Below are 20,965 nucleotides of genomic sequence, written 5' to 3'. Positions count from 1 at the left end.
GGCGCCCTCTGCTTTAAAGATGTCCTTAAGCTAATCCGGAGGCTAAGAGTGAGCCATCACGAATCCTAGACAGGCAGCCTACATAAATTTGATCGCATCCATCGCCATTGAGGCTACGGGCTGGTGGGACTAAGGCTGGTGATGAGGATGATCGGACGCGTCTCGTCCATCGAGGTCCAATCAGCAACCAGCCCCGGAGTTTAGACCATCGCTTCTCCGGGGCTCATTGTTGTTCAGGCGTAGATACCGCGCTGGCGCGTGGTGTAGGCTACGCGGTCGATGGCGAGCATGTAGGCGGCGATGCGGTTGTTGACGCTGTGGTTCTGGGCGTAGGTGATGACGTCGCGGAAGCTCTCGGCCATGATGTGGTCGAGGCGCTGGTTGACCTCGGACTCGGTCCAGAAGTAGCCCATGCGGTCCTGCACCCACTCGAAGTAGCTGGTGGTGACTCCTCCGGCGTTGGCGAGGATATCGGGGATGATGAAGACCTTCTTCTCGGCGAGGATATCGTCGGCGATGGGTGTGGTGGGGCCATTAGCGCCCTCGCAAAGAATCTTGCAGCGGAGCTTGTCGGCGTTCTTGCTGGTGATGACGTTTTCAGTGGCGGCGGGAATAAGGATCTCGCAGGGGTAGGTGAGGAGCTCGTCTTTATCGGCGGCCTTTGCACCGGAGAAACCGACGATGGTGCGGGCGCGCTTCTTGTGCTCGAGCAGGGCGTGAATGTCGATGCCGTCGGGATTGAAGAGGCCGCCGTCGTACTCGGCGATGCCGATGATGGTGTAACCCTTGTCGGCGAGAAGGCGGGCGGCGTTGGAGCCGACGTTACCGAAGCCCTGCACGATGACGCGGCAGCCTTCGACGGGCATGCCGAGTGTCTTGAGGGCTTCGTCGCAGACGACGGAGAGGCCGCGACCGGTGGCGGCGGTACGTCCACGCGAGCCACCAAGGTTGACCGGCTTTCCTGTGACGACGGCGTTGACGGTCTGGCGCATGTGCATGGAGTAGGTATCCATGATCCAGGCCATGGTCTGCTCGTCGGTTCCCATGTCGGGCGCGGGGACATCTTTTTCAGGGCCAATGAACTCGATCAGCTCGGAGGTGTAACGGCGGGTGATGCGCTCGAGCTCGCCCTGGGAGAGCTTTTTGGGATCGCAGATGACTCCCCCCTTGGCTCCGCCGAAGGGGATGTTGACGACGGCGCACTTCCAGGTCATCCAGGAGGCGAGGGCGCGGACCTCGTCGAGGGAGACGTCGGGGGAATAGCGGATGCCGCCCTTGCCCGGGCCTCGGGCGACGGAGTGCTGGACGCGGTAGCCGGTAAAGACCTCGATGGTGCCATCATCCATGCTGACGGGAATGTGGACGATGATCTCGCGGGAAGGTTGGCGGAGGACCTTCCAGAGGCCCTGCTCAAGGTTGAGTTTTTTGGCAGCGAAGTCGAACCGAGCAGCCTGGGCTTCCCAGGGGTTGGTCTCCTGCTCGAGGGTCAAGGTTTGCATCGTGATTTCCTTTTTCTCTGTTGCTGGTATCAGCGATTCTCCGGCCATCGTCCTGCCTCCGATAAAGCCCCAAGGTAAGCAAGCATACAGCTTTGACCAGACCGGTCTGTGGCCAAACCTGCTGAGTATAGGACGCGGCAACGGGAGTTTCAATGCAACCAAGGGGGATGGCGTACCACGTTCGTCATGGACTCGGCAAGCCGCGAGGCAGGGGGGAGGCGCGGGTATGATGGAGACAGTTATGCCAGTCTCCGCCACGAATTCCCTGCCCTTAGAGCGCGATTTTCTGCAGCTCTGCCGCTCGCATACGCTGGTCCCGGTCTACAGAACCGTGGCTGCGGACCTGGAGACGCCGGTTTCAGCGTTTCTGAGGATCGCGGCAGAGGAGCCGGAGGCGTTCCTGCTGGAGTCCGTGGAGGGTGGCGAGCATGTGGGCCGATACACGTTTATCGGGATCGAGCCGTACAAGAAGATGGTGGCTCGCGGCAACGCCATTGCGGTCCGCGAAGGTCAGAAGGAACGACAGTTTACCGGCGACGTCTTTGAGGAGCTGAAGCAGGAGCTGAGTGGACACAAACCGGCGAAGCTGTCGGGACTGCCTCCCTTTACCGCCGGTGCGGTGGGATTTTTTGCATACGACGTCGTGCGCCAGATCGAGAAGCTTCCCGCGACCACGAAGGATGAGCTGGGAGTGCCGGACGCATGCCTGATGTTCTTCGACCAGGTGCTGGTCTTCGACCATGTGAAGAAGGAGATTCACCTTATCGTCACCACCGACCTGGCGCGGGAGAAGAGCCAGGGCGCTTATGCGCGCGCGGTGCGAAGGCTGAACCGGCTGGAGAAGAAGTTCTCCGGCACTCTGCCTGCGTTCAAGAAGAAAAAGCCTGCGGGAAAACTGAAGCTGACGGCGCGGACTTCCAAGGCGACGTTCCTGAAAGCAGTGGAGAAGACGAAGGAGTACGTCGCGGCCGGCGATGTGTTTCAGTGTGTGCTGTCGCAGCGGTTCGACTGCGAGCCGGAAGTGGACGCGTTCGAGATCTATCGTGCGCTGCGGGTTGTGAACCCTTCCCCGTATATGTATTTTTTGCGGTTCGGGCTGGAAGAGGGAACGAAGAAGAAGTCTTCAGCCAAGAAGCCTGTGGCGCACCACATTGTGGGATCGTCGCCGGAACTGCTGGTGCGAGTGCATGGGCGCGAGGTGGAGTACAGGCCGATTGCCGGGACGCGGCATCGGAGCGCAGATGAGGTGGAGGATCGCCGGATTGAAGCAGAGCTGCGGGCCGATGAGAAGGAACGCGCCGAGCACATCATGCTGGTGGACCTGGGCCGCAATGACGTGGGGCGCGTAAGCGAGTTCGGCTCGGTAAAGGTAAAAGACCTGATGTTCGTGGAGCGGTACAGCCACGTGATGCATCTAGTCAGCGCGCTTGAGGGACAGTTGCGCGAGGGACTTGCGCCGATCGATGCGTTTCGTGCGTGTTTCCCTGCCGGGACCCTAAGCGGAGCTCCCAAGGTTCGCGCGATGGAGATCATCGAGGAGATGGAGCCGGCGCGGCGCGGCGTGTATGGCGGAAGCATTCTGTATGCGGACTTCAGCGGCAATCTGGATTCGTGCATCGCGATCCGCACGCTGTACATGAATGGGCCGCATGGATACATCCAGGCAGGCGCGGGGATTGTGGCAGACTCGGTTCCCGAGAAGGAATTCGAGGAGTGCCGCAACAAGGCTCAGGCAGTCGTGCGGGCCATAGAGCGGGCGCGGGGAATGTAGCGGTTGAACCCGTACATCTTGCCGGGTACGGCGATGGCCATAGAGCGGGCGCGGGGAATGTAACTATCCGAAACGGGATGAGTCGCGCCTTCGCGTGATAACCAATTTCGCGGATGAGAGATTGGGCGAAGATTTCGGAGCATTATCCGAGTGGCTTCGACATCTCGTATTCCTGAATGGCCGGGTCGTTGGGATAAGGCTCGGTGTGGCCAGTCGGCGAGAACCCGAGGCTTCTGTAGAAGTCCATTGCGGAGTGATTGACGTCGGTGACCATCAGGTGCAGGGCGCGGGCTCCGTGCTCCCGTGCCCATACAGTAATCGCATCGATCAGAAGACGTCCAACGCCTAGTCTCCGCTGCTCCGGCGCGACCCACATCGAGATGAGCTCCGCTTTCTTCGGATCGTTTTCATCGAGGAGGCAGAGTGCAAGCCCGACGTAGCTCTCCTCCGCCTGCGCCAGATAGCCGGTGCCGCGAATGCCATTGAGGTTTTGGATCCGCGCAACCCATTCCGCGTCGGTAAGCTGCGACTCGCGCAGGTAGGTGCTGCCGAAGGAGGTGGGTGAGTCCTTGAGCGCGCGGAGCCGCACCGTCTTGTACTCCCAGACGAGTGGGGGCGTAATTGGACGAAGATGAACCGCCATGGAAAGAGTGTAATCAGGCGATGTGGTGAGATGAGCCCTCGAGTTTGGCGGAGGCGCTGGCCTCTTCCCTGGAGCTGTGAAGAACCCAGAGGACCCCGCCCACTACCTGTGCGGCAGAGATGATTCGCGTGAGATTGGGACGCTCCTCGAGAGACTGCATGAGGTTTTGCCAGGGCTGAGGACCGTAGTGCCATGCCTGAGCTCCACGGCGGGGATGGAGCATTCCCATGACGCCGTCGCCGATGATGGCCATGGCAGTGAAGTGTTTCCAACGACTAAAGTCGAATTGCATGAACGTTCTCCAATCGCTCTATAAGACGCCTAAGAGCCGCCCGCGTTTGCCTCGCGAAAGATCAGGGCTGCTGAACTCCTACACATCACAAAGATCGACTGCCTGTCTGAGCGAGGTCAGCGGGTCGCGCTTCGGTACGAATTCGTGGGCGACGTAGCCGGAAAATTTCAGATCGACTAGAGCGTTCATCAGCGCCGGATAGTAGATCTCCTGCGTATCGTCGATTTCGTTCCGGCCCGGAACGCCTCCGGTGTGAAAGTGGCCAAGAACATCGATGTTCTCTCGAATGGTGGCGATCAGATCTCCTTCCATGATCTGCATGTGGTAGATGTCGTAGAGCAGCTTCACGTGCGGTGAATTAACCTCCCGCATCACACGCGCGCCCCAGGCCGTGTGATCGGCCATATAGTCCTTGTGGTTGCGCTTGCTGTTCAGCAGCTCAACGCAGATGTTCACGCCGTTGTCTTCGGCGATCTTCTTCAACCGGTTCAGTCCGGCGATGGTGTTGCGCGCGCCTTCTTCATCCGACATGCCGCGCCGGTTTCCGGAGAATGTAATGACATTCGGCACTCCGGCCTTAGCGGCGATGGGAATGTTTTTGCGGAAGGCCTCTTCAATGGCGGCATGGTTCTCCGTGCGATTGAGCGCGTCGGAGATCGTTCCTCCACCGCAATAGCCCATGGTGCACACCAACCCATAGCGGTGGGGCACCTCCCAATCCGGCATATCCAGCAGGTCGATGCCCTTCAGCCCCATCTGCACTCCATAGGTACAGAGCTGATCGAGGGTGAACTGCTTGTAACACCAGCGGGAGACGGACTGCTGGATACGTCCCTTGCGCTTGACGGGCGAGGGCTGCTGGGCGCTATTCGTCTGCGCGGCGAGGGACGATGTTGCTGTCAGAACGGTCGCCGCCAGACCAGATTTGAGGAACTTACGTCGATTTTCCATAACCGCGGATAATGGTACAGGGAGCAGGGCGCGGGGTACAGGAGCTAAAATCATATTCAGCCATGGTCTTCGTTCTGGATAATTACGACTCATTCACCTACAACCTGGTGCAGTATATGGGCGAGCTGGGCGCCGAGATGGTGGTCAGGCGCAACGACGAGCTGACGCCGGAAGAGGTTGAGGCGCTGAATCCGGAGCGCATCCTGATCTCGCCGGGACCGTGCACACCGCAGGATGCTGGGATCAGCATAGAGCTGATACGGCGCTTCGCGAAATCGGACAAACGGGTTCCGATTCTTGGCGTATGCCTGGGACACCAGGCGATCGGCGCGGCGTTTGGCGGCGAGGTGATTCGTGCGCCGAAGCTGATGCACGGCAAGACCAGCGAAGTAGACCACGATGGGCGGACGATCTTCGCGGGAATTCCTTCGCGGATGACGTGCACGCGATATCACTCGCTGATTGTGAGCCCGAAGGGACTGCCGCAGGAGCTGGAGGTCTCGGCCCGGACGACCGATGCGGTGACGGGTGAGGAGACGATTATGGCTCTCAGGCATCGTGAGCTTCCGATTGAAGGGGTTCAGTTCCATCCCGAGAGCGTGCTGACCTTGCATGGCAAAGAGATCATTGCGAATTTTCTAAAGATGTAGCATCGGCAGGAATTGGATAAAGGCAAAGACAAATGCGGGGATTCTTCGCTGCACTCAGAATGACGGCCTTTTCCGGTTATGCGGCCTGGGCGACGATATGCGTCCTGTCGATCGGTGGAACATCAAAGCGCTGTATGGCGCAGCAGCCGATCGGCTCGGTCGGACTGGCGGATGCTTCGGTCGCGGGTGCGCTTGAGGTGTCGAACGGACGCGCCGTTCTGGTGGGCGCCTCGACAGTTACGGCACGGGATCACACCGCCGAGGTGGCGCTGCAACGTGGCGGGATGGTGCGGGTGTGCTCGACCAGCGGACTGCACCTGACGGCAGGCAAAGGTGCGGTGGACGCTCCCTTGATGCTTGCGCTCGATCGCGGCGCAATTGAGATGGCGACGCGGATCACGACCAGCGATGTGGTCATGACACCCGATCTGCGCTTCACGATCAAGTCGGCGGGAACGCTGGATCTGCGAATGCGGGTGGCACGCAATGGAGATACCTGCGTTGAGAATCGCGGGGCGGCTGCGCCCGTGCTGAATGTGGCGGATCAGTTTGGCGAAGCAAGCTACGAGGTTCGGCCGGGGCAGCACGTTCTGTTCGAACACGGAAGCTTGAAAGAGGTTGTCGATAACGAGAGCGAGCCGTGTGGCTGCCCTACCGCGCCTGTGACCTCGGTAGCGGATGCGGGAGTTACCGGCGCGACAGTGGCTGCGCCGGGAAGCGTTGTAGCGGCGAAGACTGCCGCTGCCGAGCAGCACCCCTTCCCGGCGGCACAGAGCGCGGGACTGGCTCCGGTGAGCGGGCCTCCGCAGACGCCTGCTGGCGCAGTGCATGCGCAGGTCTCGACAACCTTGAGCTACGGAGCGAACGGCGCGGCGACGGCAGCGGATGGCGAACCGGCTTCGGATACGAATCCCAGCGTGGGCTCCACTCAGGATGCTGGAGCGAAACAGGCGGTTGCCGCGACTGCAGAGAACGAGAAGCCGGCTGCATCCGGTACGCCCGAAGCAGTTGCGGGAAGAGCGGAAGCTCCGCCACCACCGCCTGCGCCATCTTCAGGGGATGTCTTTCATGCAATCGGACACTTCTTCAAGAAGCTGTTCGGAGGCCACTGAACCGGGCTTCCCAAGGGGCCTGCGATACAATAAAGGGAGTTCGGATGATTCGGTTGCCATACAGGCACGCCTCCGGCAAAACTCTCAAAACAAGCTGAGTTTCAGCGAAAGATCAGGGGTTTTTCTATGTCGATTCCCGCAACGCAGATGCGCCCGGGCATGGTTATCAAGTTCAAGGACGATCTTCACCTCGTGTTTTCGGTGGAGCACCGGACGCCGGGCAATCTCCGTGCCTTCATCCAGGCAAAGCTGCGCAACATCCGCACGGGCGCAATGTTTGTAGAGCGTTTTCGCTCGCCGGACCCGATCGATCGCGTGGTCGTGGATGAGGTGAAGATGGAGTTCCTGTACAACGACGGGGACGATTACTACTTCATGGATATGGAGACCTTCGAGCAGACGCACCTGAAGCGCGAGACGCTGGGCGATGCCGTGGACTATCTGCTGCCGAATCTGACCATCGCGGTCAGCTTCCATGACGGCAAGGCTGTCGGCATCGAGCTTCCGACCGTAGTCGAGATGACGGTGGTGGAAACGGAGCCGGGCATCAAGTCGGCGACCGCATCCTCGGTCACCAAGCCTGCCAAGCTGGAGACAGGCCTGGTGGTGCAGGTTCCTCCGTTTATCAACGAGGGCGAGAAGATTCGCGTGGATACGGCCGAAGGCGCCTACATGAGCCGCGCTTAGGTTCGGGGCAAAGTTCTATGCGGGGAGGCAGAGTTAATGGCTCTGCCTCTTTGTTTTGTTGTACCTCTGCTTGCGCGGGCTGGGACGCTCTGCGAAACTGAAGATTCCATGGTGCGCTACTACCTCGTAAAAGGCCGCGTGCAAGGCGTTGGGTTTCGCTGGTTTGTGCATCGCGAGGCCGCTGAGCTTGGCCTGCGCGGATGGGTTCGCAACACCGATACCGGACATGTCGAGATGGTCGCTTCGGGTGAGCCGAAGGTGCTGGCAGAGTTGAAGAGTGCGCTGTGGAAGGGTTCGCGCGGCAGTCGCGTGGATGCAGTGCTTGAAGAGGAATTGGATCAAAGCGAAGACGAAAAGCTTGGACCGTTTGTGATTGAAGGAGCATGGTAGGAGAAGAATGCCGAACTCAACCCTGATGAATTGCGAGCCCTTGAAAGCACTCGTACGAACCGTGCCGGACTTCCCCAAGCCGGGAATTCTGTTCTATGACATTACAACCCTGCTGAAGGACAAGACCGGTTTCGCGCAGCTGATCGACGCGTTTGCAGCCTATTACATCGGCAAGGAGATTGACCTGGTGCTGGGTATCGAGGCACGCGGGTTTATCTTCGGCCCCGCGCTGGCTTACCGTTTGAACGCGGGATTCGTTCCGGTGCGAAAGCCGAAGAAGCTGCCTGCCCCGACGGCGCGTGTCAGCTATGACCTGGAGTACGGCACAGATTCGCTGGAGATTCACCTGGACGCGATCCAGCCGGGGCAGCGTGTCATCATCGTCGACGATCTGCTGGCCACCGGAGGAACCATGGCCGCGACCGTACAACTGGTTCGCCAGATGGGCGGAGTGATCGCCGGCCTGGGATTCGCAGTCGAGCTGGATTTTCTGAAGGGCAGGGAGAAGTTCCCGGAATACGACGTGCTTAGCCTGTTGCATTACAACGAATAAAGGGAATAAAAAAAATTCTGAGCCTGCACAGCAAAACGGAGAATTGCCTCCGTTTTGTTACATGTATGTTGCACCTGCGTCTTTCGCGCAGATGGACGCATCCAACCGATATTCCTCCGGGAATTGGAGAAACGAATGATTGCAACAAATGGTTACGCCGTACAGTCGGCGACAACACCGGTATCGCCCTTTGCCTATGAGCATCGCGAGCCGGGGGAACAGGATGTTCTGATCGACGTGCAGTTCTGCGGCATCTGTCACTCGGATATTCACCAGGCAAAGAATGAGTGGGGAAACTCGTTATACCCAATGGTTCCCGGGCATGAGGTGATCGGAACCGTAGCCCGTGTGGGCTCGAAGGTAAAGAAGTTCAAGGCAGGCGACCTGGTTGGCGTGGGCTGCATGGTGGATTCCTGCGGCGAGTGCGTATCCTGCAAGGACAGCGAACAGCAGTACTGCGAGCGGGGCCAGACGGTGTACACGTACAACTCGCGCGGCAAGGACGGCAATCTGACCTTCGGTGGCTACGGCAACCACATCGTCGTCGATGAGGGATTCGTGCTGTCGATCCCGAAGAACCTGGATGCTGCTGCCACTGCGCCCCTGCTCTGCGCCGGTATCACCACCTATTCCCCGTTGAAGCACTGGAAGGTCGGCCCCGGTAAGAAGGTCGGCATTGTCGGTCTGGGCGGTCTGGGACACATGGGATTGAAGTTTTCGCATGCTTTCGGAGCGAAGACGGTTTTGTTTACCACCTCGGCTTCGAAGATCGAGGATGCGAAAAAGCTTGGCGCCGATGAAGTCATCCTGACGAAGGAAGAGGGCTGGGCGGCCAAACACGCGGGCAGTTTCGACTTCATCCTGGACTGCGTCTCCGCAGACCACGATATGAACACTTACCTTTCGCTGTTGAAGCGGGATGGTACTCTCTGCCTGGTAGGAGCTCCGGGGAATCCACTGGCAATCGCGGCGTTTGCGGTTCTGGGAAGAAAGAACTTCTCAGGCTCGATGATCGGCGGAATCCGCGAGACCCAGGAGATGCTGGATTTCTGCGGCGAGCACAACATCGTCTCCGATATCGAGATGGCGAGCTTCGACAAGGTGAACGAAGCCTGGGAGCGCGTGCTGAAGAGCGATGTAAAGTATCGGTTCGTTCTGGACCTGAAGACTCTGTAAGCAACGGGATAGCCTACAGGGCCTATCAGGATCCGGAAATACGATCGGGCTCGGAGATGCGGACACGCTCTCCGGGCCCGATGTAGTTTTGCGGCAATTCAGGCGAAGAGCGTGAAGAGGGGAGAATCGACCGGGACCGTCTCGACGGGACCGGCAAGCTTTCCGTTCCCCTGGTCACGGCGAAAGACCGTGATGCATGCCGAATCCTGGTTGCCGCAGAGGATCCAGTTGAAGGTCAGGTCGAAGGTAAAGTGACGCGGGGTTTTGCCTCCACAGGGAATCCGTTGGATCTCTTTGAGTGCGCCATCGTCGCCGATGGAAAAGACGACCAGCGTGTCTTCCCCTCGATTGCTGGCATAGAGGAAGTTTCCATCCGGGGAGATCATCACTTCGGAGGCGGTGTTCTTGTCGCCGGGGAAATCAGGGGCAATCGTCTTGACCGTGGTGTTGGTATTGACCAGAAGACCCTGGGGATGGGTGATGGAGTGGGTAGTGGTCCAGAGGAGATGGTCAAGGGTAGAGTCGAGCTCGTTGATCAGATAAATCCAGCGGCCATTGGGGTGGAAGGCAATGTGCCGAGGGCCGGAGCCGGGACGAACACCGGTAAGTAATGGGGTGGCAGGAGTGAGTTTTGCCGTGGTGGGGTCGATCTGAAAGACGCTGAGAGCATCGTTTCCCAGGTCGTTGACGATAAGAAAGCGATCGTCGGGTGAGACGAAGACGGAGTGCGGGTGGGGGCCGTTCTGGCGTCCCGCAACGGGACCATGATGGCCGAACTTCGGTTCGTTGTAGTTGAAGGTATCGACCGGCTGCGAAAGGGTGCCATCGGGCTGAATGAGATAGGAGGCGATGGTTCCGCCGACGTAGTTAGCGACGAAGGCGGAGTGGCAGGTGGAATCTACGGAGATATAGGCAGGACCGGCGCCGGCGGAGGTGACCTTGCCCTTCTCGGTGAGGGTTCCTGTCCTGGAATCGAGATCGAAGGTCGTCACGGTGGCCGAAGGATCAGGCACGGCGTTGACCGCATAGAGAGACTGGCGGCCACCCCGAGGGGGTGAGAGGGCAAGATAAGAGGGCCGACGCGTCTCGGCAGCGAGGATAGGAACACTGAGCTGGCCGTTTGCCGCATTGAAGATGGAATGGTAGATGCCTTTGCTCACTCCTTTGGCGGTGTCGGTTCCAATGAAGACTCGAACCGGACCGGGAGGAACAGGCTTCTTTCGGCGGAAGGGTGAGGTGAAATATTGAGCCGAGGCCGAATAGGCCGGAAACAGCAGCAGGAACCGTCGGCGCGTAATCATGGCAGCTAGGCCGGCTCGCCGGGAAGATGAATTCCCATCTCGTCTTCAGCCCGAATGTTTTCGTTGATGACGGGGAGACTGGGGAGGTTGGATGTATGTCCCACCTCACGAACGACCGCGTCGGCATGCATGAGGACTTCGTCGACGGTCATGGTGTACATCTCGCGGCCATTGTCGTAACCAGACTCGATCGCCTGCTTGAGGTATCGGCCTGCGATCTGGGCAGCGAGGTAGTCGGTGATGACGTTTCCGGTGCGGTGTTTCTGCTCGACCCAGGCGACGTTGGGAAGAGAGATCCACACGGGCCGGCTGTTGACCGAAAAGCGAATGTCGGTCGCATCGGCATGACGCGTGGCAATGGCGACGATGGTCCCCTTCCACTGGCAGTGGAGCTGTTCGCCGGTCCAGCGATCGGTCACTTTGAAGTCTTCGTACATGAGTGCATTTTAGCGTAGTACCGCCCCCATATCTCCCTAACCCTGGTTTCGGCCAAAATCTTCAATCTTTAGAGACTGAGGATGATGGACCAGGTGGCGCGCCAGTCGGTGTGGGTTTTGAGGAGGTTGATGCCGCCGTGGCCGTCGGTGGAGTAGAACTCGCCAGTGCCTTCGGAGGGGGAGTAGAAGAGCAGATCGGTGTAGCCGCTGTTGGAAAACTTGCCCGGGAGGATCATGGTCCAGCTTCCGCGCCAGTCGGTGTAGGTCTTGAGGAGGTTGATGCCGCCGTGGCCGTCGGTGGAGTAGAACTCACCGGTGCCTTCGGAGGGGGAGTAGAAGAGGAGGTCGGTGTAGCCGCTGTCGGAGAAGTGGCCGGGGACGATGATCGTCCATGTATTGCGCCAGTTGGTGTAGGTCTGGAGCTCGGACATGCCATGGGCGTCGATGTCGTAGATCTGGCCGACGCCTCGGGAGGGCGAATAGAAGAGCAGGCCGGTGGTGGGCTTCGAGGAGAACTTGCCGGGGAGGATGATCTGCCAGTCTGTTGCCCATCCGGTCTCGTTGATGATGAGGCTGAGATTGCCGTTGCCGTCGGTGTGGTCGAACTCGCCGAAGCCGCTGGAGGGCTCGTAGAAGAGCAGGTCCATGGCATTGGCGGCGGAGAAGGAGCCGGGAACGATCTGAGACCAGGTGGTGCGCCAGTTATCGTGGACGCTGAACTGGTGCATGTCGCCGATGAGGCCGGTCTTGTAGAACTCTCCGTGGCCGGGAGTGTAGAAGAGGAGGTCTTTGCGGCTGCCAGCGGGCTTGGAGGTGTAGGGGCCGGGGACGATGAGGGACCAGGTGTCGCGCCAGTCGGGGTAGACGGTCTGAATGGCGAGGTTGGCCTGGGCATCGACGGAGTAGAGCTCGGCGTAACCGGTCGGCCGCTCGTAGAAGAGAAGTTCTCCGACGCCCTGTTTTGTGGAAGGGGCGTAGTTGCACCCCCAGTCGGGGGAAGGACAGTTGTCGGGGTAGGCAGTCTGGGCGATCGCGGCAGTGTAGAAGTCGTAGGTGAAGGGCAAGGGTGGAATTCCGGAGGCGGAGCGAAGATAGGTGAAGCCGCCGCCGGGGGGAATGGAGAAGAAGCTGCGCCAGTCTTTGTTGCAGTTCCCGGCGCAGGCATCGCAGACCTCGGGATTGGTCCACGAGGTGTAGGGGTCGACGGTCATCTCGGCGATCTCGTGGGACAGGGTATCGGCGTACTGGTCGAGGCGGTCGTCCACAGTGACGGTCTGGGCGGGAACGTTGACGAAGCAGTAGGGCGCGGGCACGACCTGAGGGAAGGGCTGCTGGGGGGTGATGACATTGACCTTGTCGTGGTAGCCGAGGGTCCCCTGGGAGATGTCGCCGTCGGTGTTGACCATGCCGCCGGGATTGAAGACGACGATGCAGGTGTTGCGAACGGGCGTGCCGGTGGTAAGCATAAGGCCGCGGATCCAGCCCTGGAGGTCGTCGTCGTCGTATTTTCCCTGCGGGGTGTTGACGGTGAGATGGAGAACCTTGGGTGAGATGGTGAGGGAGTTTTCCCCATACTTGGCGCAGTACTGCGAGATGACGGGCAGAGCGGCGGCAGCGTATTGCTGCATGGTGGCAATTTCGTCGTCCGTGGTCATGAGGAAGTTGGTGGCGTCGACCTGGAACTTAATCTGGGCGAAGAAGATGGTGCCTTTGAAGGGATCGTCGGAGAAGATGAGGCCGCGGGGACGAACGCTGGAGGGCTCGGGCGCGGGCTTCTTTTTGCGGAGCTGATGGAGGGCGTCGCGGAGAACGGGGTAGGTCTTCAGCTCGGCGTCGGACATCTTGTGGAAGCGGTTGAGGACATCGAAGGGCACGACGCTCGAGAAGCCCTCAGAGGGCTTCTTGGAGGCGAAGACCTCGGGCGCGATGGATTGAATCTGACGGACGTTCTTGAGGAAACGGGTGGCACAGAGCATGTGGCCTCCGAGGATGAAGTTCCGTGCGGGCCTAAGCGTAGCTTGTGACTGGATGGGCCCGAAGGCCCGGGGGAGCTTGGTTATTCTGCGACCGGACAAAGGATATCGTCAAGCTGGACGGTTGCGGAAGAAGAACTAGAGGCCGAGTTCAGCCCGGATAGCGTCGGCGATCGTATCGGCGTGATGACGCATAATAGGCTCGGATTCGGCCTCGATCATGACCCGAGCGAGGGCTTCGGTTCCGGAGTAGCGAATGACTACACGGCCGGAGTCGGCGAGCTCGGCCTCAGCCGCTGCAATGGCTGCGGCGACTGCGGGGATCGCATCGAGGGGCTTCTTCTCACGGACTTCGACGTTGACGATGACCTGCGGGAAGACCTTGAGGTCGGCGATGAGCTCGGAGAGAGTCTTGCCGCTGCGGTGGACGACGTCGAGCAGGAGCAGCGCGGTAAGAAGGCCGTCGCCGGTGGTGGAGCGGCCGGAGAAGATGATGTGTCCGGACTGTTCGCCACCGAGCGCGGCGTTGGTGGAGAGCATCTGCTCGAGGACGTACTTGTCTCCGACGGCAGCGCGAAGCATATGAATGCCGCTGCGCTTGAGCGCGGCTTCGAGCCCCATGTTGGACATGGTGGTGGCAACGACGGTGGAGTTGGTCAGCAGACCCCGTGCCTGAAGATCGCGCGCGGCGAGCAGAAGAACGGCATCGCCATTGACGACGCAGCCATGCTCGTCGGCGAAGAGGGCGCGGTCGGCGTCGCCATCGAAGGTGATGCCGAGGGATGCCTTGTGATGACGGACCTGGGCGGCGACGATCTCCGGATGCAGAGCGCCGCACTGCTCGTTGATGTTGCGGCCATCGGGCGAGGCATGGGTGATGAGGATCTCGCTGCCGCCCAGCTGAGAGAAAAGTTCGGGCGCGACGGCAGAGGCGGCTCCGTTGGCGCAATCGATGACGATGCGGTGGTTGTCGAGCGAGAGACCGGGTACGGCATCGAGCAGAAAGCGGATGTAATCGGCGCGGTCGGCCTCGTTGACGGCGGGGGCGTCCAGATCCACCTTCGCCTGATTGCCGCGCATTGAAGATGGAGTACCTGCGTTATTCAGGTGTTTGAAGATCTCTTCTTCAATCGCGAGCTCCGTGGCGTCGGGCAGCTTGTAGCCATCCGAGCCGAAGACCTTGATGCCGTTGTCCTGCCAGGGATTGTGCGAGGCTGAGATGACGATGCCCGCGGCGAAGCCGTGCGTATGGGTGAGATGAGCGATGGCTGGAGTGGTAATGATTCCGGCGCTCTCGACTGTGGCTCCGCCTGCGGTGAGGCCTGCGGTGAGCTGGGCCGCGATGGCGGGGCCGGATTCGCGGGTATCCATACCGAGCAGCACGCGCGGGGAGGGAGAGGACGCTGAAAGCTTGTGTGCCAGCGCAAGGCCGATAGCGTGCACGGTGGGGGCGTCCAGTGGGTACTGCCCTGCGACGGAGCGGATGCCGTCGGTTCCAAAGAGCTTCTTCATCACTTGCTGTTCTCCATTGAATCGGTCGTGATGACCTGGGCTGAAAGAGTTCCTGATGCGAGACGTGCGCGAATCCTTTGCCCCGTCGCGGTTTCCTCTGCGGATCGGAGGAGCGTTCCCTGTTCGGTATAGACAAGAGCGTAGCCGCGAGCGAGAACGTTTAAAGGCGAGAGCGCCTGAAGACGCGCGGCGGCAGCGTGCAGACGGGCGCGGCGAAGGGAGAGCGTCTCGGTGACGATGCGGTCAAGCCGTACGGTGGCGCGTTCGATGCGGCGATGGGACGCAGCCAGGCGAAGGCCGACATCCTGCCGGCGAAGGCGCTGATCGAGAAGGCGAAGCCGTTCGCTACGAACACGGAGTTGCCGCGATGAGGCGCGGTCAAGTCGCAAGGCCAGCTCGTCGACACGCTGGCCACGTCGATTGATGGAGTCGAAGAGACGCCGCAGGACAGACGGAGCAGACAGGCGGGCGTAGCGCTGACGACTCTCGAGCAGGTGAAGCCGGATGGCGCGGCGAACCCGCAAGGAGAGCGCATCAACGCGCTCTTCGATGCGGTGCTGGGCGGTAGTGATGAGTTCGGCGGCGGCGGACGGAGTAGCGGCGCGAAGGTCGGCGACGAAGTCCGCGATGGTGAAGTCGGTCTCGTGCCCGATGGCGGAGACGACGGGAAGCTCAGAGGCGGCGATGACACGGGCCAGCGCCTCGTCGTTGAAGCAGGCGAGGTCCTCCATGGAGCCTCCGCCGCGGGCGATGACGATGAGGTCGACGAGCGAGGGATTGCGGTTGAACCAGCGGATTCCAGCCGCAACCGAGCCCGGGCTGGAGGCGCCCTGCATGACCGCGGGATAGACCAGCAGGTTCAGCCGCGCGTGGCGGCGGCGCACAACGGTGACGATGTCGCGGATAACGGCTCCGGCAGGCGAGGTCACAATGCCCACGCAACGCGGGAAAGCAGGTAAGGAGCGCTTCTTCGACGCGTCGAAGAGACCTTCCGCAAGAAGCCTGGCCTTCAGCTGCTCGAAAGCAAGTTGTAGAGACCCGGCGCCGCGAGGCTCCATAGTCTCGGCGATGAGCTGGAGTTGGCCGCGCGACTCGTATACGGAGATGCGTCCGCGAACGAGAACGGCAAGACCATCGGAGGGCCGGAAACGAAGGAGCTGCGCCTGACGGCGGAAGAGGACGACCGGGAGCTGGGCATCAGCGTCCTTGAGCGTGAAATAAATGTGGCCCGAGGGAGCGGGGCGGCAGTTGGAGATCTCGCCTTCGACCCAGAGGTCTGCATGGGTCGTCTCGATCTGCTGGCGGATACTGCCGACCAGGTCGGCTACGGTCCAGATGCGGCGCTCGACAAGCGGAGCCCGTGCGGGTGGCTGGACCACAGGTGGCGGGGGTGGAGCCTCACGCGCGGGAGGATTGTCCGAGCCGAAGAGGAGGCCAGGCTGCGTTTCAGAAGAATCCGGGATGCGCTGGGATCGCGAGGAGCGGGCTCTCTCCCGGCCAGCGCGAAGGCTGGCGAGGGTGGGCGGATTCTGCTCCCGAATAGACATACAAAGCAAAGTCTAGCAGGCGGTGACAGGGTAAAGTCAGGGCCAGGCCATGGTGGAAACGGCTCTGCTGGAGAAGAAAAGCATGATCCAGCGGAAAAAACTTCTAACGGCGAAAGTGGCTGATTGCCCAGAGGAGCAGGCTGAGGACCACGCTGATCACGATGGAGCTGGCGAGGGGAAAGGAGACCGCCCAGCCGCGGCCCTTCCACGAGAAATCACCGGGCAACCGGCCCAAGGGGACGTTCATCCTCGTAAATGCAAGAAAAATAACGCCAATCACGACGAGAAGAAGGCCAAGCGCGATGAAGATGCGTCCTAGATCATGCATAGGACCGGCTCATTTCTAAGCCATGGCGAGCATTGCATTCGCTTCGCGAAGGAGATCGTCAGGCTGGCAAGGTTTGGTGAGAATTCCCACGTTCCGGGCCAGTTTCTTCGTGTGCTCCCTGACGCGATAGAGATTCCCATAAAAGCCTGTCAGCACCAGGATGCGGCAGGATGGCAATTCCCGGTGGATGTCATCCACCAAGGCAATTCCGTCACGGTCCGGCATGGAGATATCGCAGAGCAGCAGATCAGGAGGAAACTCCCGCGCACATTCGAGGGCTTCGTCTGCCGAGTAACGTGCATTGGCGGCAAAGCCGCTTCTGGCGAAGATCAGGCTAAGGGTGTCGGCGACGAGACGATCGTCATCGACGATCAAAACGCGTTGGGAGGGGGATACCATTGGGTGCGATCTCAAGAACACGGTTAAGGATGAGCACTTCGCATACCAGACTGGCCCTGACTTGCCGATCAGATTAGCCCGGAATGTGGGAAATGTCGAATGAATAGTCGAAAAAACTCTAAAGACAGGCGCTGAAATGGCGAAGATCGAGCAGCTCTGCTAAGGTGGCGAAAGACTGCCATGATCAACCCGAAGGGATAATTTAACCTTGCAGATTCTTGCACTCATTGCCGGGTCCGTCTGCTGTTCCGCAGTCTTCCTGGACGCTTTCCAGACGATTATTCTGCCCCGCAGAGCCACGGGAAGGTTTCGCATCACGCGACTGTTCCTGATCGCGACCTGGCAGCCATGGAAGATCTTCACGGACCGAATCCGCTCCACCAGGACGCGGGAGCAGATCTACAGCTTCTACGGTCCGCTCTCCCTGATCCTTCTCCTGCTTCTGTGGGCGATGCTTCTGATTCTGGGATTCGCCCTCTTCTACTTCGCCCTGGGAACGCCCTTTACCGATGTAATGGGCGTGCAGAGCGCGGCGGGGCTCTCGAAGTTTCGCACCGCTCTTTATGTAAGCGGCACAACGATGTTCACGCTGGGATTGGGAGACGTGGTCCCCCACAGCATGGGAGCCCGAACGCTGATCATCTGCGAGTCCGGCGTGGGCCTGGGCTTTGTGGCCCTGGTCATCGGCTATCTGCCGGTGCTCTATCAATCCTTCTCGCGCCGGGAGGTAAGCATTGCATTGCTGGATGCTCGGGCCGGGTCCCCTCCAACCGCGGCAGAGCTGCTGCGAAGGCATGGCTTCGACGGCGGAGAAGAAGCCCTGATCGACCTGTTGGAGGAATGGGAGCGGTGGTCGGCGGAGCTGCTGGAGTCGCACATCTCCTATCCGATCCTGTGCTACTACCGGTCGCAGCACGATAACCAGAGCTGGCTATCGGCCCTGATCTCCATTCTGGATACGTGCGCTTTGCTTATCTCGGTGCTCGAGGGCCCCGCTTCTAGGCAGGCGCAGTTGACGTTTGTGATGGCACGGCATGCCCTGATCGACCTTGGCAACGTCTTCCATATCCAGGAGCAGAAGGTATGGGCGGATCAGGCAGGCAGGGAGCGGCTTCCGAAGAAGGATTTCGATCGGCTCTGTGATGTTCTGGGTGAAGTCAGGCTTCGGCTCTGCGGGGATCAGGCTTCGGCGGATCGCCTGCACACCATTCGCGGGTTATACGAGCCGCATGCCGGCGCGTTCTCGGATTATCTGAGAATGCCGCTTCCAGCGTGGGTTCCCGTGGTGAAGGAGAAAGATCAGTGGCGGCTGCTCTCGAAGATTCGTTCGGAGGCAGAAGCAGGACGATCGGGAGGGGTAGTTGCGGGCCGCGCCGCCGCTGCGGCCCTTCTCCACGACGAACACAACCACTAAAGGTCTACTGCGCGGCGATAGGAGCGCCCGCACCCGCACCTGCAGGAGCCGGGTTCAACTTCTGCGCGGCGATCATACCGGCAGCGCCTTTGGCGTCCTTATCCTTTAGCTGTGCGTAGATCTTCTTTGCCATCTCAGGCTTGTTCTCCGCTTCGTACAGGTCGGCGAGCTGGAGCTGGGCGGTTCCCGCGGGGACGGCGGAGCTGGGATGAGCCGTCAGATCGTTGTAGACCTCGATAGCCTGTGGGTCCTTGCCGGTTTGACGGTAGAGCTGGGCGAGCGCCAGTTTGGCCAGAGAAGAGAGATCGCTGTTCCAGCCACCGGCAACCTGCTTCAACGTGCTTTCGCCCTGGGCATTCTGCCCGGCCTCGATGTAGGTCAAGCCAGCGAAGTAACGCGCCAGTTTGCCAGCTGGGGTCATGCCATAGCCGTCGGCAACCTTGACGAAGAGTTGATTGGCGACCTTGGCGCGCTCGGCAGCCGAGGGGAAGGTCTTCACACCTGGAGGCACCTGCTGGCCGGGAGCGGCAAGCGGGGTTTGATACGACTGCATAGCCTCCCCAAAGGCGTTATTGGCTTGTTCGCTGCGATGGTTGAAGATAAGAGCGCCAATAGCAAGGATGACGATGAGAGCAGCGACGATGGAGCCGACCAGGATCAGGGAACGTCGGTTCTCGGTGGCCCATTCGAGGCCGTGCTGTGTGGTGTCGACGAACTGGTCGTGCTTGAGAGCTTGGCGAGTCTGTTGGTCCACGAGTTTGAATCTTCCTTTAGTTACTGCAGAGAGTTCCACACCGGCGCGACATGCTCAGTGCGAAGCTTCAGTTTATCAGTCGAAGGAGGTGTCTCCCACCCACAATGGCCCAGAACAGGTTTTTTTGCTAAAAAGACAATTCGGTGTGAAACTGCATCCATTCAAAACAATGACTTTCTGGAGAAACAGATCCGGCTCAGGCGTCCAACGCATTTCAGGCGTCCAATGTATTGCAGATGAGCACTTATGTACTCTGCCGTGCCCGCAGACGGTCGAAGGAGAAGAAAAAGAACGCCGATAGTAGTCAGGCGCAACGATTCATTATGTCGATAAGCCCGCCCATCCAGATCGAGATCGTCAACCGGCAGATCAGCAAGCTATCCGGGCTGCGTTTTCAATGGCTCTCATTTCCAGGGGAGCTGGAGGGCCGCTTCGAGCAGGAAACCATGGAGCGCAGGTCAAGACGCCTGTGGCTCGAAGGCCTGATCGCGATCATCCTGTTCGATCTGTTTCTGATTGCGGACTACTACGGCGCGCCCCAACAGTTTCGGCGGGCTTTTATCATCCGGCTGCTGGTCGTAACCCCGGTATGCCTGTTGGTCAATGCGAGCATGCTGCGTCGCCTGGAGAAGGTCTTTCGCGAGTCAAGCATCGCGGTGGCGGCTTGCCTGGCCGGTTTAACGCAGCTCTACCTGGAATCGAATCGCAGCCGCGTGGCATCTGCTTATGTCCAGATGGCAGTCCTGGCGGTCATCCTGTTCACGAACATCGTGATGCGATTGAGGCTTCCCTATGCAATCGCAACCTCCGTGGTGATGCTCGGTGGGGATGCACTGTATCTCTTGAAGGACCAGATGCTCCAGCCCGGGGACAAGATCTTTGGGTTGGGCCTGGCGATTGGTGCCACTGCGATCACCCTGGTTGCGAACTATAGCGCCTGCCGGGAAGAGCGGCTGAACTACCTTCTGCACCTACGCGGCGAGCTTCTGGTGACGGATCTCAACCGATTGAATGCCCAGCTGCTGCGACGGTCGGAGAGCGATGCCCTGACCGGACTCGCGAATCGACATTCTTTCGACACCCAGTACTCCGAGCTCTGGAAGAGAGCCATGGTCACGGGGACTGCCTTGTCCCTCGTCGTCGTCGACGTGGACTATTTCAAGCAGCTAAATGACCGCTACGGCCATTTGTACGGCGATGAGGTGCTCAAACGGATTGGTTCGCTGCTGCAGCAGGCCCTGCGTGTGAAAGATGATTTTGCGGCGCGATTTGGCGGCGAGGAGTTTGTCATCCTGCTGCCGGGCACCTACGAGACGGCAGCGGTCCAGGTAGCAGAGCGCCTGCGCAAGATGGTCGAGCTGGCGGGTTTTCCAGCGCTTGACCCCGCGCAGGGACCCTACGATCAGAGCATTCGGGCGACAGTAAGCTGCGGAGTCGCAACTGCTTACCCAACGACGCAAGACAAGCAGGAGTGGTTGCTGGAGGCCGCGGACCGGGCGTTATACCAGGCCAAGTCGGATGGCCGTAACCGGGTCTGCGCCGCGCCGCAAAATGCCTGGGTGGGCTTTAGCTAGAC

The 20,965-nt window shown here is 60.1% G+C and carries 21 protein-coding genes; 9 read left to right on the top strand and 12 right to left on the bottom strand.

Features of this window, described 5'->3' with window-relative positions:
- Nucleotides 1-233 precede the first annotated feature (233 nt).
- On the bottom strand, nucleotides 234-1,499 hold the full coding sequence (locus AC5S26_RS14870; protein ID WP_494185689.1) for a Glu/Leu/Phe/Val family dehydrogenase: 1,266 nt from the start codon (nucleotides 1,497-1,499) through the stop codon (nucleotides 234-236).
- Nucleotides 1,500-1,740: 241 nt separating this feature from the next.
- Here AC5S26_RS14870 and trpE point away from each other — a divergent pair, with 241 nt between their 5' ends.
- Entirely contained in the window at nucleotides 1,741-3,270 is a 1,530-nt protein-coding gene (gene trpE, locus AC5S26_RS14865; RefSeq protein WP_494185688.1) for an anthranilate synthase component I, read from the top strand.
- A 142-nt stretch (nucleotides 3,271-3,412) separates the two neighbouring features.
- Here the strand turns inward: trpE and AC5S26_RS14860 are convergent, their stop codons facing one another.
- The 3 genes from AC5S26_RS14860 to AC5S26_RS14850 form a co-directional block, all read right to left on the bottom strand.
- On the bottom strand, nucleotides 3,413-3,913 hold the full coding sequence (locus tag AC5S26_RS14860; RefSeq protein WP_494185687.1) for a GNAT family N-acetyltransferase: 501 nt from the start codon (nucleotides 3,911-3,913) through the stop codon (nucleotides 3,413-3,415).
- Between the two features lie 13 nt (nucleotides 3,914-3,926).
- Nucleotides 3,927-4,205 (bottom strand): hypothetical protein, encoded by a 279-nt coding sequence (locus tag AC5S26_RS14855; protein ID WP_494185686.1) that lies wholly within the window; start codon nucleotides 4,203-4,205, stop codon nucleotides 3,927-3,929.
- A 78-nt stretch (nucleotides 4,206-4,283) separates the two neighbouring features.
- Entirely contained in the window at nucleotides 4,284-5,156 is an 873-nt protein-coding gene (locus AC5S26_RS14850; protein ID WP_494185685.1) for a hydroxypyruvate isomerase family protein, read from the bottom strand.
- Nucleotides 5,157-5,218: 62 nt separating this feature from the next.
- On the opposite strand from AC5S26_RS14850, the gene AC5S26_RS14845 reads away from it, so the two are divergent.
- The 6 genes from AC5S26_RS14845 (at nucleotide 5,219) to AC5S26_RS14820 (ending at nucleotide 9,724) form a co-directional block, all read left to right on the top strand.
- The gene (locus AC5S26_RS14845; RefSeq protein WP_494185684.1) at nucleotides 5,219-5,806 is read left to right on the top strand and encodes an anthranilate synthase component II; all 588 of its coding nucleotides are present in this window, start codon (nucleotides 5,219-5,221) and stop codon (nucleotides 5,804-5,806) included.
- 32 nt (nucleotides 5,807-5,838) lie between these two features.
- Nucleotides 5,839-6,918, top strand: a complete 1,080-nt coding sequence (locus AC5S26_RS14840) for a nuclease (RefSeq protein WP_494185683.1) — start codon at nucleotides 5,839-5,841, stop codon at nucleotides 6,916-6,918.
- 126 nt (nucleotides 6,919-7,044) lie between these two features.
- Entirely contained in the window at nucleotides 7,045-7,605 is a 561-nt protein-coding gene (gene efp / locus AC5S26_RS14835; protein WP_494185682.1) for an elongation factor P, read from the top strand.
- Nucleotides 7,606-7,641: 36 nt separating this feature from the next.
- Nucleotides 7,642-7,995 carry an acylphosphatase gene (locus tag AC5S26_RS14830; protein ID WP_494185681.1) on the top strand — a complete coding sequence of 118 codons (354 nt, stop codon included), beginning with the start codon at nucleotides 7,642-7,644 and terminating at the stop codon, nucleotides 7,993-7,995.
- A 7-nt stretch (nucleotides 7,996-8,002) separates the two neighbouring features.
- Nucleotides 8,003-8,548, top strand: a complete 546-nt coding sequence (locus tag AC5S26_RS14825) for an adenine phosphoribosyltransferase (protein ID WP_494185680.1) — start codon at nucleotides 8,003-8,005, stop codon at nucleotides 8,546-8,548.
- Nucleotides 8,549-8,683: 135 nt separating this feature from the next.
- Entirely contained in the window at nucleotides 8,684-9,724 is a 1,041-nt protein-coding gene (locus AC5S26_RS14820; RefSeq protein WP_494185679.1) for an NAD(P)-dependent alcohol dehydrogenase, read from the top strand.
- Between the two features lie 98 nt (nucleotides 9,725-9,822).
- Here the strand turns inward: AC5S26_RS14820 and AC5S26_RS14815 are convergent, their stop codons facing one another.
- The 7 genes from AC5S26_RS14815 to AC5S26_RS14785 form a co-directional block, all read right to left on the bottom strand.
- On the bottom strand, nucleotides 9,823-11,025 hold the full coding sequence (locus tag AC5S26_RS14815; protein WP_494185678.1) for a lactonase family protein: 1,203 nt from the start codon (nucleotides 11,023-11,025) through the stop codon (nucleotides 9,823-9,825).
- A 5-nt stretch (nucleotides 11,026-11,030) separates the two neighbouring features.
- Complete coding sequence (locus tag AC5S26_RS14810) at nucleotides 11,031-11,462, bottom strand: hypothetical protein (RefSeq protein WP_494185677.1); 432 nt, start codon at nucleotides 11,460-11,462, stop codon at nucleotides 11,031-11,033.
- A gap of 68 nt (nucleotides 11,463-11,530) precedes the next feature.
- A complete protein-coding gene (locus AC5S26_RS14805) occupies nucleotides 11,531-13,438 on the bottom strand; it encodes a hypothetical protein (RefSeq protein WP_494185676.1) in 1,908 nt (635 codons plus the stop codon).
- Nucleotides 13,439-13,573: 135 nt separating this feature from the next.
- On the bottom strand, nucleotides 13,574-14,947 hold the full coding sequence (glmM, locus tag AC5S26_RS14800) for a phosphoglucosamine mutase (RefSeq protein ID WP_494185675.1): 1,374 nt from the start codon (nucleotides 14,945-14,947) through the stop codon (nucleotides 13,574-13,576).
- Nucleotides 14,947-16,494 (bottom strand): exodeoxyribonuclease VII large subunit, encoded by a 1,548-nt coding sequence (gene xseA / locus AC5S26_RS14795; RefSeq protein WP_494185674.1) that lies wholly within the window; start codon nucleotides 16,492-16,494, stop codon nucleotides 14,947-14,949. Before xseA ends, glmM begins: the two co-directional genes overlap by 1 nt.
- Nucleotides 16,495-16,597: 103 nt before the next feature.
- Nucleotides 16,598-16,822: a DUF2905 domain-containing protein gene (locus AC5S26_RS14790; RefSeq protein WP_494185673.1), complete on the bottom strand. Its 225-nt coding sequence runs from the start codon at nucleotides 16,820-16,822 to the stop codon at nucleotides 16,598-16,600.
- A gap of 15 nt (nucleotides 16,823-16,837) precedes the next feature.
- Nucleotides 16,838-17,221 carry a response regulator gene (locus tag AC5S26_RS14785; RefSeq protein ID WP_494185672.1) on the bottom strand — a complete coding sequence of 128 codons (384 nt, stop codon included), beginning with the start codon at nucleotides 17,219-17,221 and terminating at the stop codon, nucleotides 16,838-16,840.
- A gap of 208 nt (nucleotides 17,222-17,429) precedes the next feature.
- On the opposite strand from AC5S26_RS14785, the gene AC5S26_RS14780 reads away from it, so the two are divergent.
- A complete protein-coding gene (locus AC5S26_RS14780; protein WP_494185671.1) occupies nucleotides 17,430-18,635 on the top strand; it encodes a potassium channel family protein in 1,206 nt (401 codons plus the stop codon).
- Nucleotides 18,636-18,639: 4 nt separating this feature from the next.
- On the opposite strand, the gene AC5S26_RS14775 is transcribed toward AC5S26_RS14780, so the two are convergent.
- Nucleotides 18,640-19,389, bottom strand: a complete 750-nt coding sequence (locus AC5S26_RS14775; protein WP_494185670.1) for a tetratricopeptide repeat protein — start codon at nucleotides 19,387-19,389, stop codon at nucleotides 18,640-18,642.
- 236 nt (nucleotides 19,390-19,625) lie between these two features.
- Here AC5S26_RS14775 and AC5S26_RS14770 point away from each other — a divergent pair, with 236 nt between their 5' ends.
- Nucleotides 19,626-20,963 carry a GGDEF domain-containing protein gene (locus AC5S26_RS14770; protein ID WP_494185669.1) on the top strand — a complete coding sequence of 446 codons (1,338 nt, stop codon included), beginning with the start codon at nucleotides 19,626-19,628 and terminating at the stop codon, nucleotides 20,961-20,963.
- The last annotated feature ends 2 nt before the right edge of the window (nucleotides 20,964-20,965 follow it).

It is taken from the genome of Edaphobacter sp. FHG110511_03, from assembly GCF_059115365.1.
This window is presented reverse-complemented; position numbering and strand designations above follow the sequence as displayed.

Excerpts from the sequence above, each read along its gene's own strand:
- AC5S26_RS14870 (WP_494185689.1), bottom strand. The coding sequence starts at position 1,499 with ATGCAAACCTTGACCCTCGAGCAGGAGACCAACCCCTGGGAAGCCCAG.
- trpE (WP_494185688.1), top strand. The coding sequence starts at position 1,741 with ATGCCAGTCTCCGCCACGAATTCCCTGCCCTTAGAGCGCGATTTTCTG.
- AC5S26_RS14860 (WP_494185687.1), bottom strand. The coding sequence starts at position 3,913 with ATGGCGGTTCATCTTCGTCCAATTACGCCCCCACTCGTCTGGGAGTAC.
- AC5S26_RS14855 (WP_494185686.1), bottom strand. The coding sequence starts at position 4,205 with ATGCAATTCGACTTTAGTCGTTGGAAACACTTCACTGCCATGGCCATC.
- AC5S26_RS14850 (WP_494185685.1), bottom strand. The coding sequence starts at position 5,156 with ATGGAAAATCGACGTAAGTTCCTCAAATCTGGTCTGGCGGCGACCGTT.
- AC5S26_RS14845 (WP_494185684.1), top strand. The coding sequence starts at position 5,219 with ATGGTCTTCGTTCTGGATAATTACGACTCATTCACCTACAACCTGGTG.
- AC5S26_RS14840 (WP_494185683.1), top strand. The coding sequence starts at position 5,839 with ATGCGGGGATTCTTCGCTGCACTCAGAATGACGGCCTTTTCCGGTTAT.
- efp (WP_494185682.1), top strand. The coding sequence starts at position 7,045 with ATGTCGATTCCCGCAACGCAGATGCGCCCGGGCATGGTTATCAAGTTC.
- AC5S26_RS14830 (WP_494185681.1), top strand. The coding sequence starts at position 7,642 with ATGGCTCTGCCTCTTTGTTTTGTTGTACCTCTGCTTGCGCGGGCTGGG.
- AC5S26_RS14825 (WP_494185680.1), top strand. The coding sequence starts at position 8,003 with ATGCCGAACTCAACCCTGATGAATTGCGAGCCCTTGAAAGCACTCGTA.
- AC5S26_RS14820 (WP_494185679.1), top strand. The coding sequence starts at position 8,684 with ATGATTGCAACAAATGGTTACGCCGTACAGTCGGCGACAACACCGGTA.
- AC5S26_RS14815 (WP_494185678.1), bottom strand. The coding sequence starts at position 11,025 with ATGATTACGCGCCGACGGTTCCTGCTGCTGTTTCCGGCCTATTCGGCC.
- AC5S26_RS14810 (WP_494185677.1), bottom strand. The coding sequence starts at position 11,462 with ATGTACGAAGACTTCAAAGTGACCGATCGCTGGACCGGCGAACAGCTC.
- AC5S26_RS14805 (WP_494185676.1), bottom strand. The coding sequence starts at position 13,438 with ATGCTCTGTGCCACCCGTTTCCTCAAGAACGTCCGTCAGATTCAATCC.
- glmM (WP_494185675.1), bottom strand. The coding sequence starts at position 14,947 with ATGAAGAAGCTCTTTGGAACCGACGGCATCCGCTCCGTCGCAGGGCAG.
- xseA (WP_494185674.1), bottom strand. The coding sequence starts at position 16,494 with ATGTCTATTCGGGAGCAGAATCCGCCCACCCTCGCCAGCCTTCGCGCT.
- AC5S26_RS14790 (WP_494185673.1), bottom strand. The coding sequence starts at position 16,822 with ATGCATGATCTAGGACGCATCTTCATCGCGCTTGGCCTTCTTCTCGTC.
- AC5S26_RS14785 (WP_494185672.1), bottom strand. The coding sequence starts at position 17,221 with ATGGTATCCCCCTCCCAACGCGTTTTGATCGTCGATGACGATCGTCTC.
- AC5S26_RS14770 (WP_494185669.1), top strand. The coding sequence starts at position 19,626 with ATGAGCACTTATGTACTCTGCCGTGCCCGCAGACGGTCGAAGGAGAAG.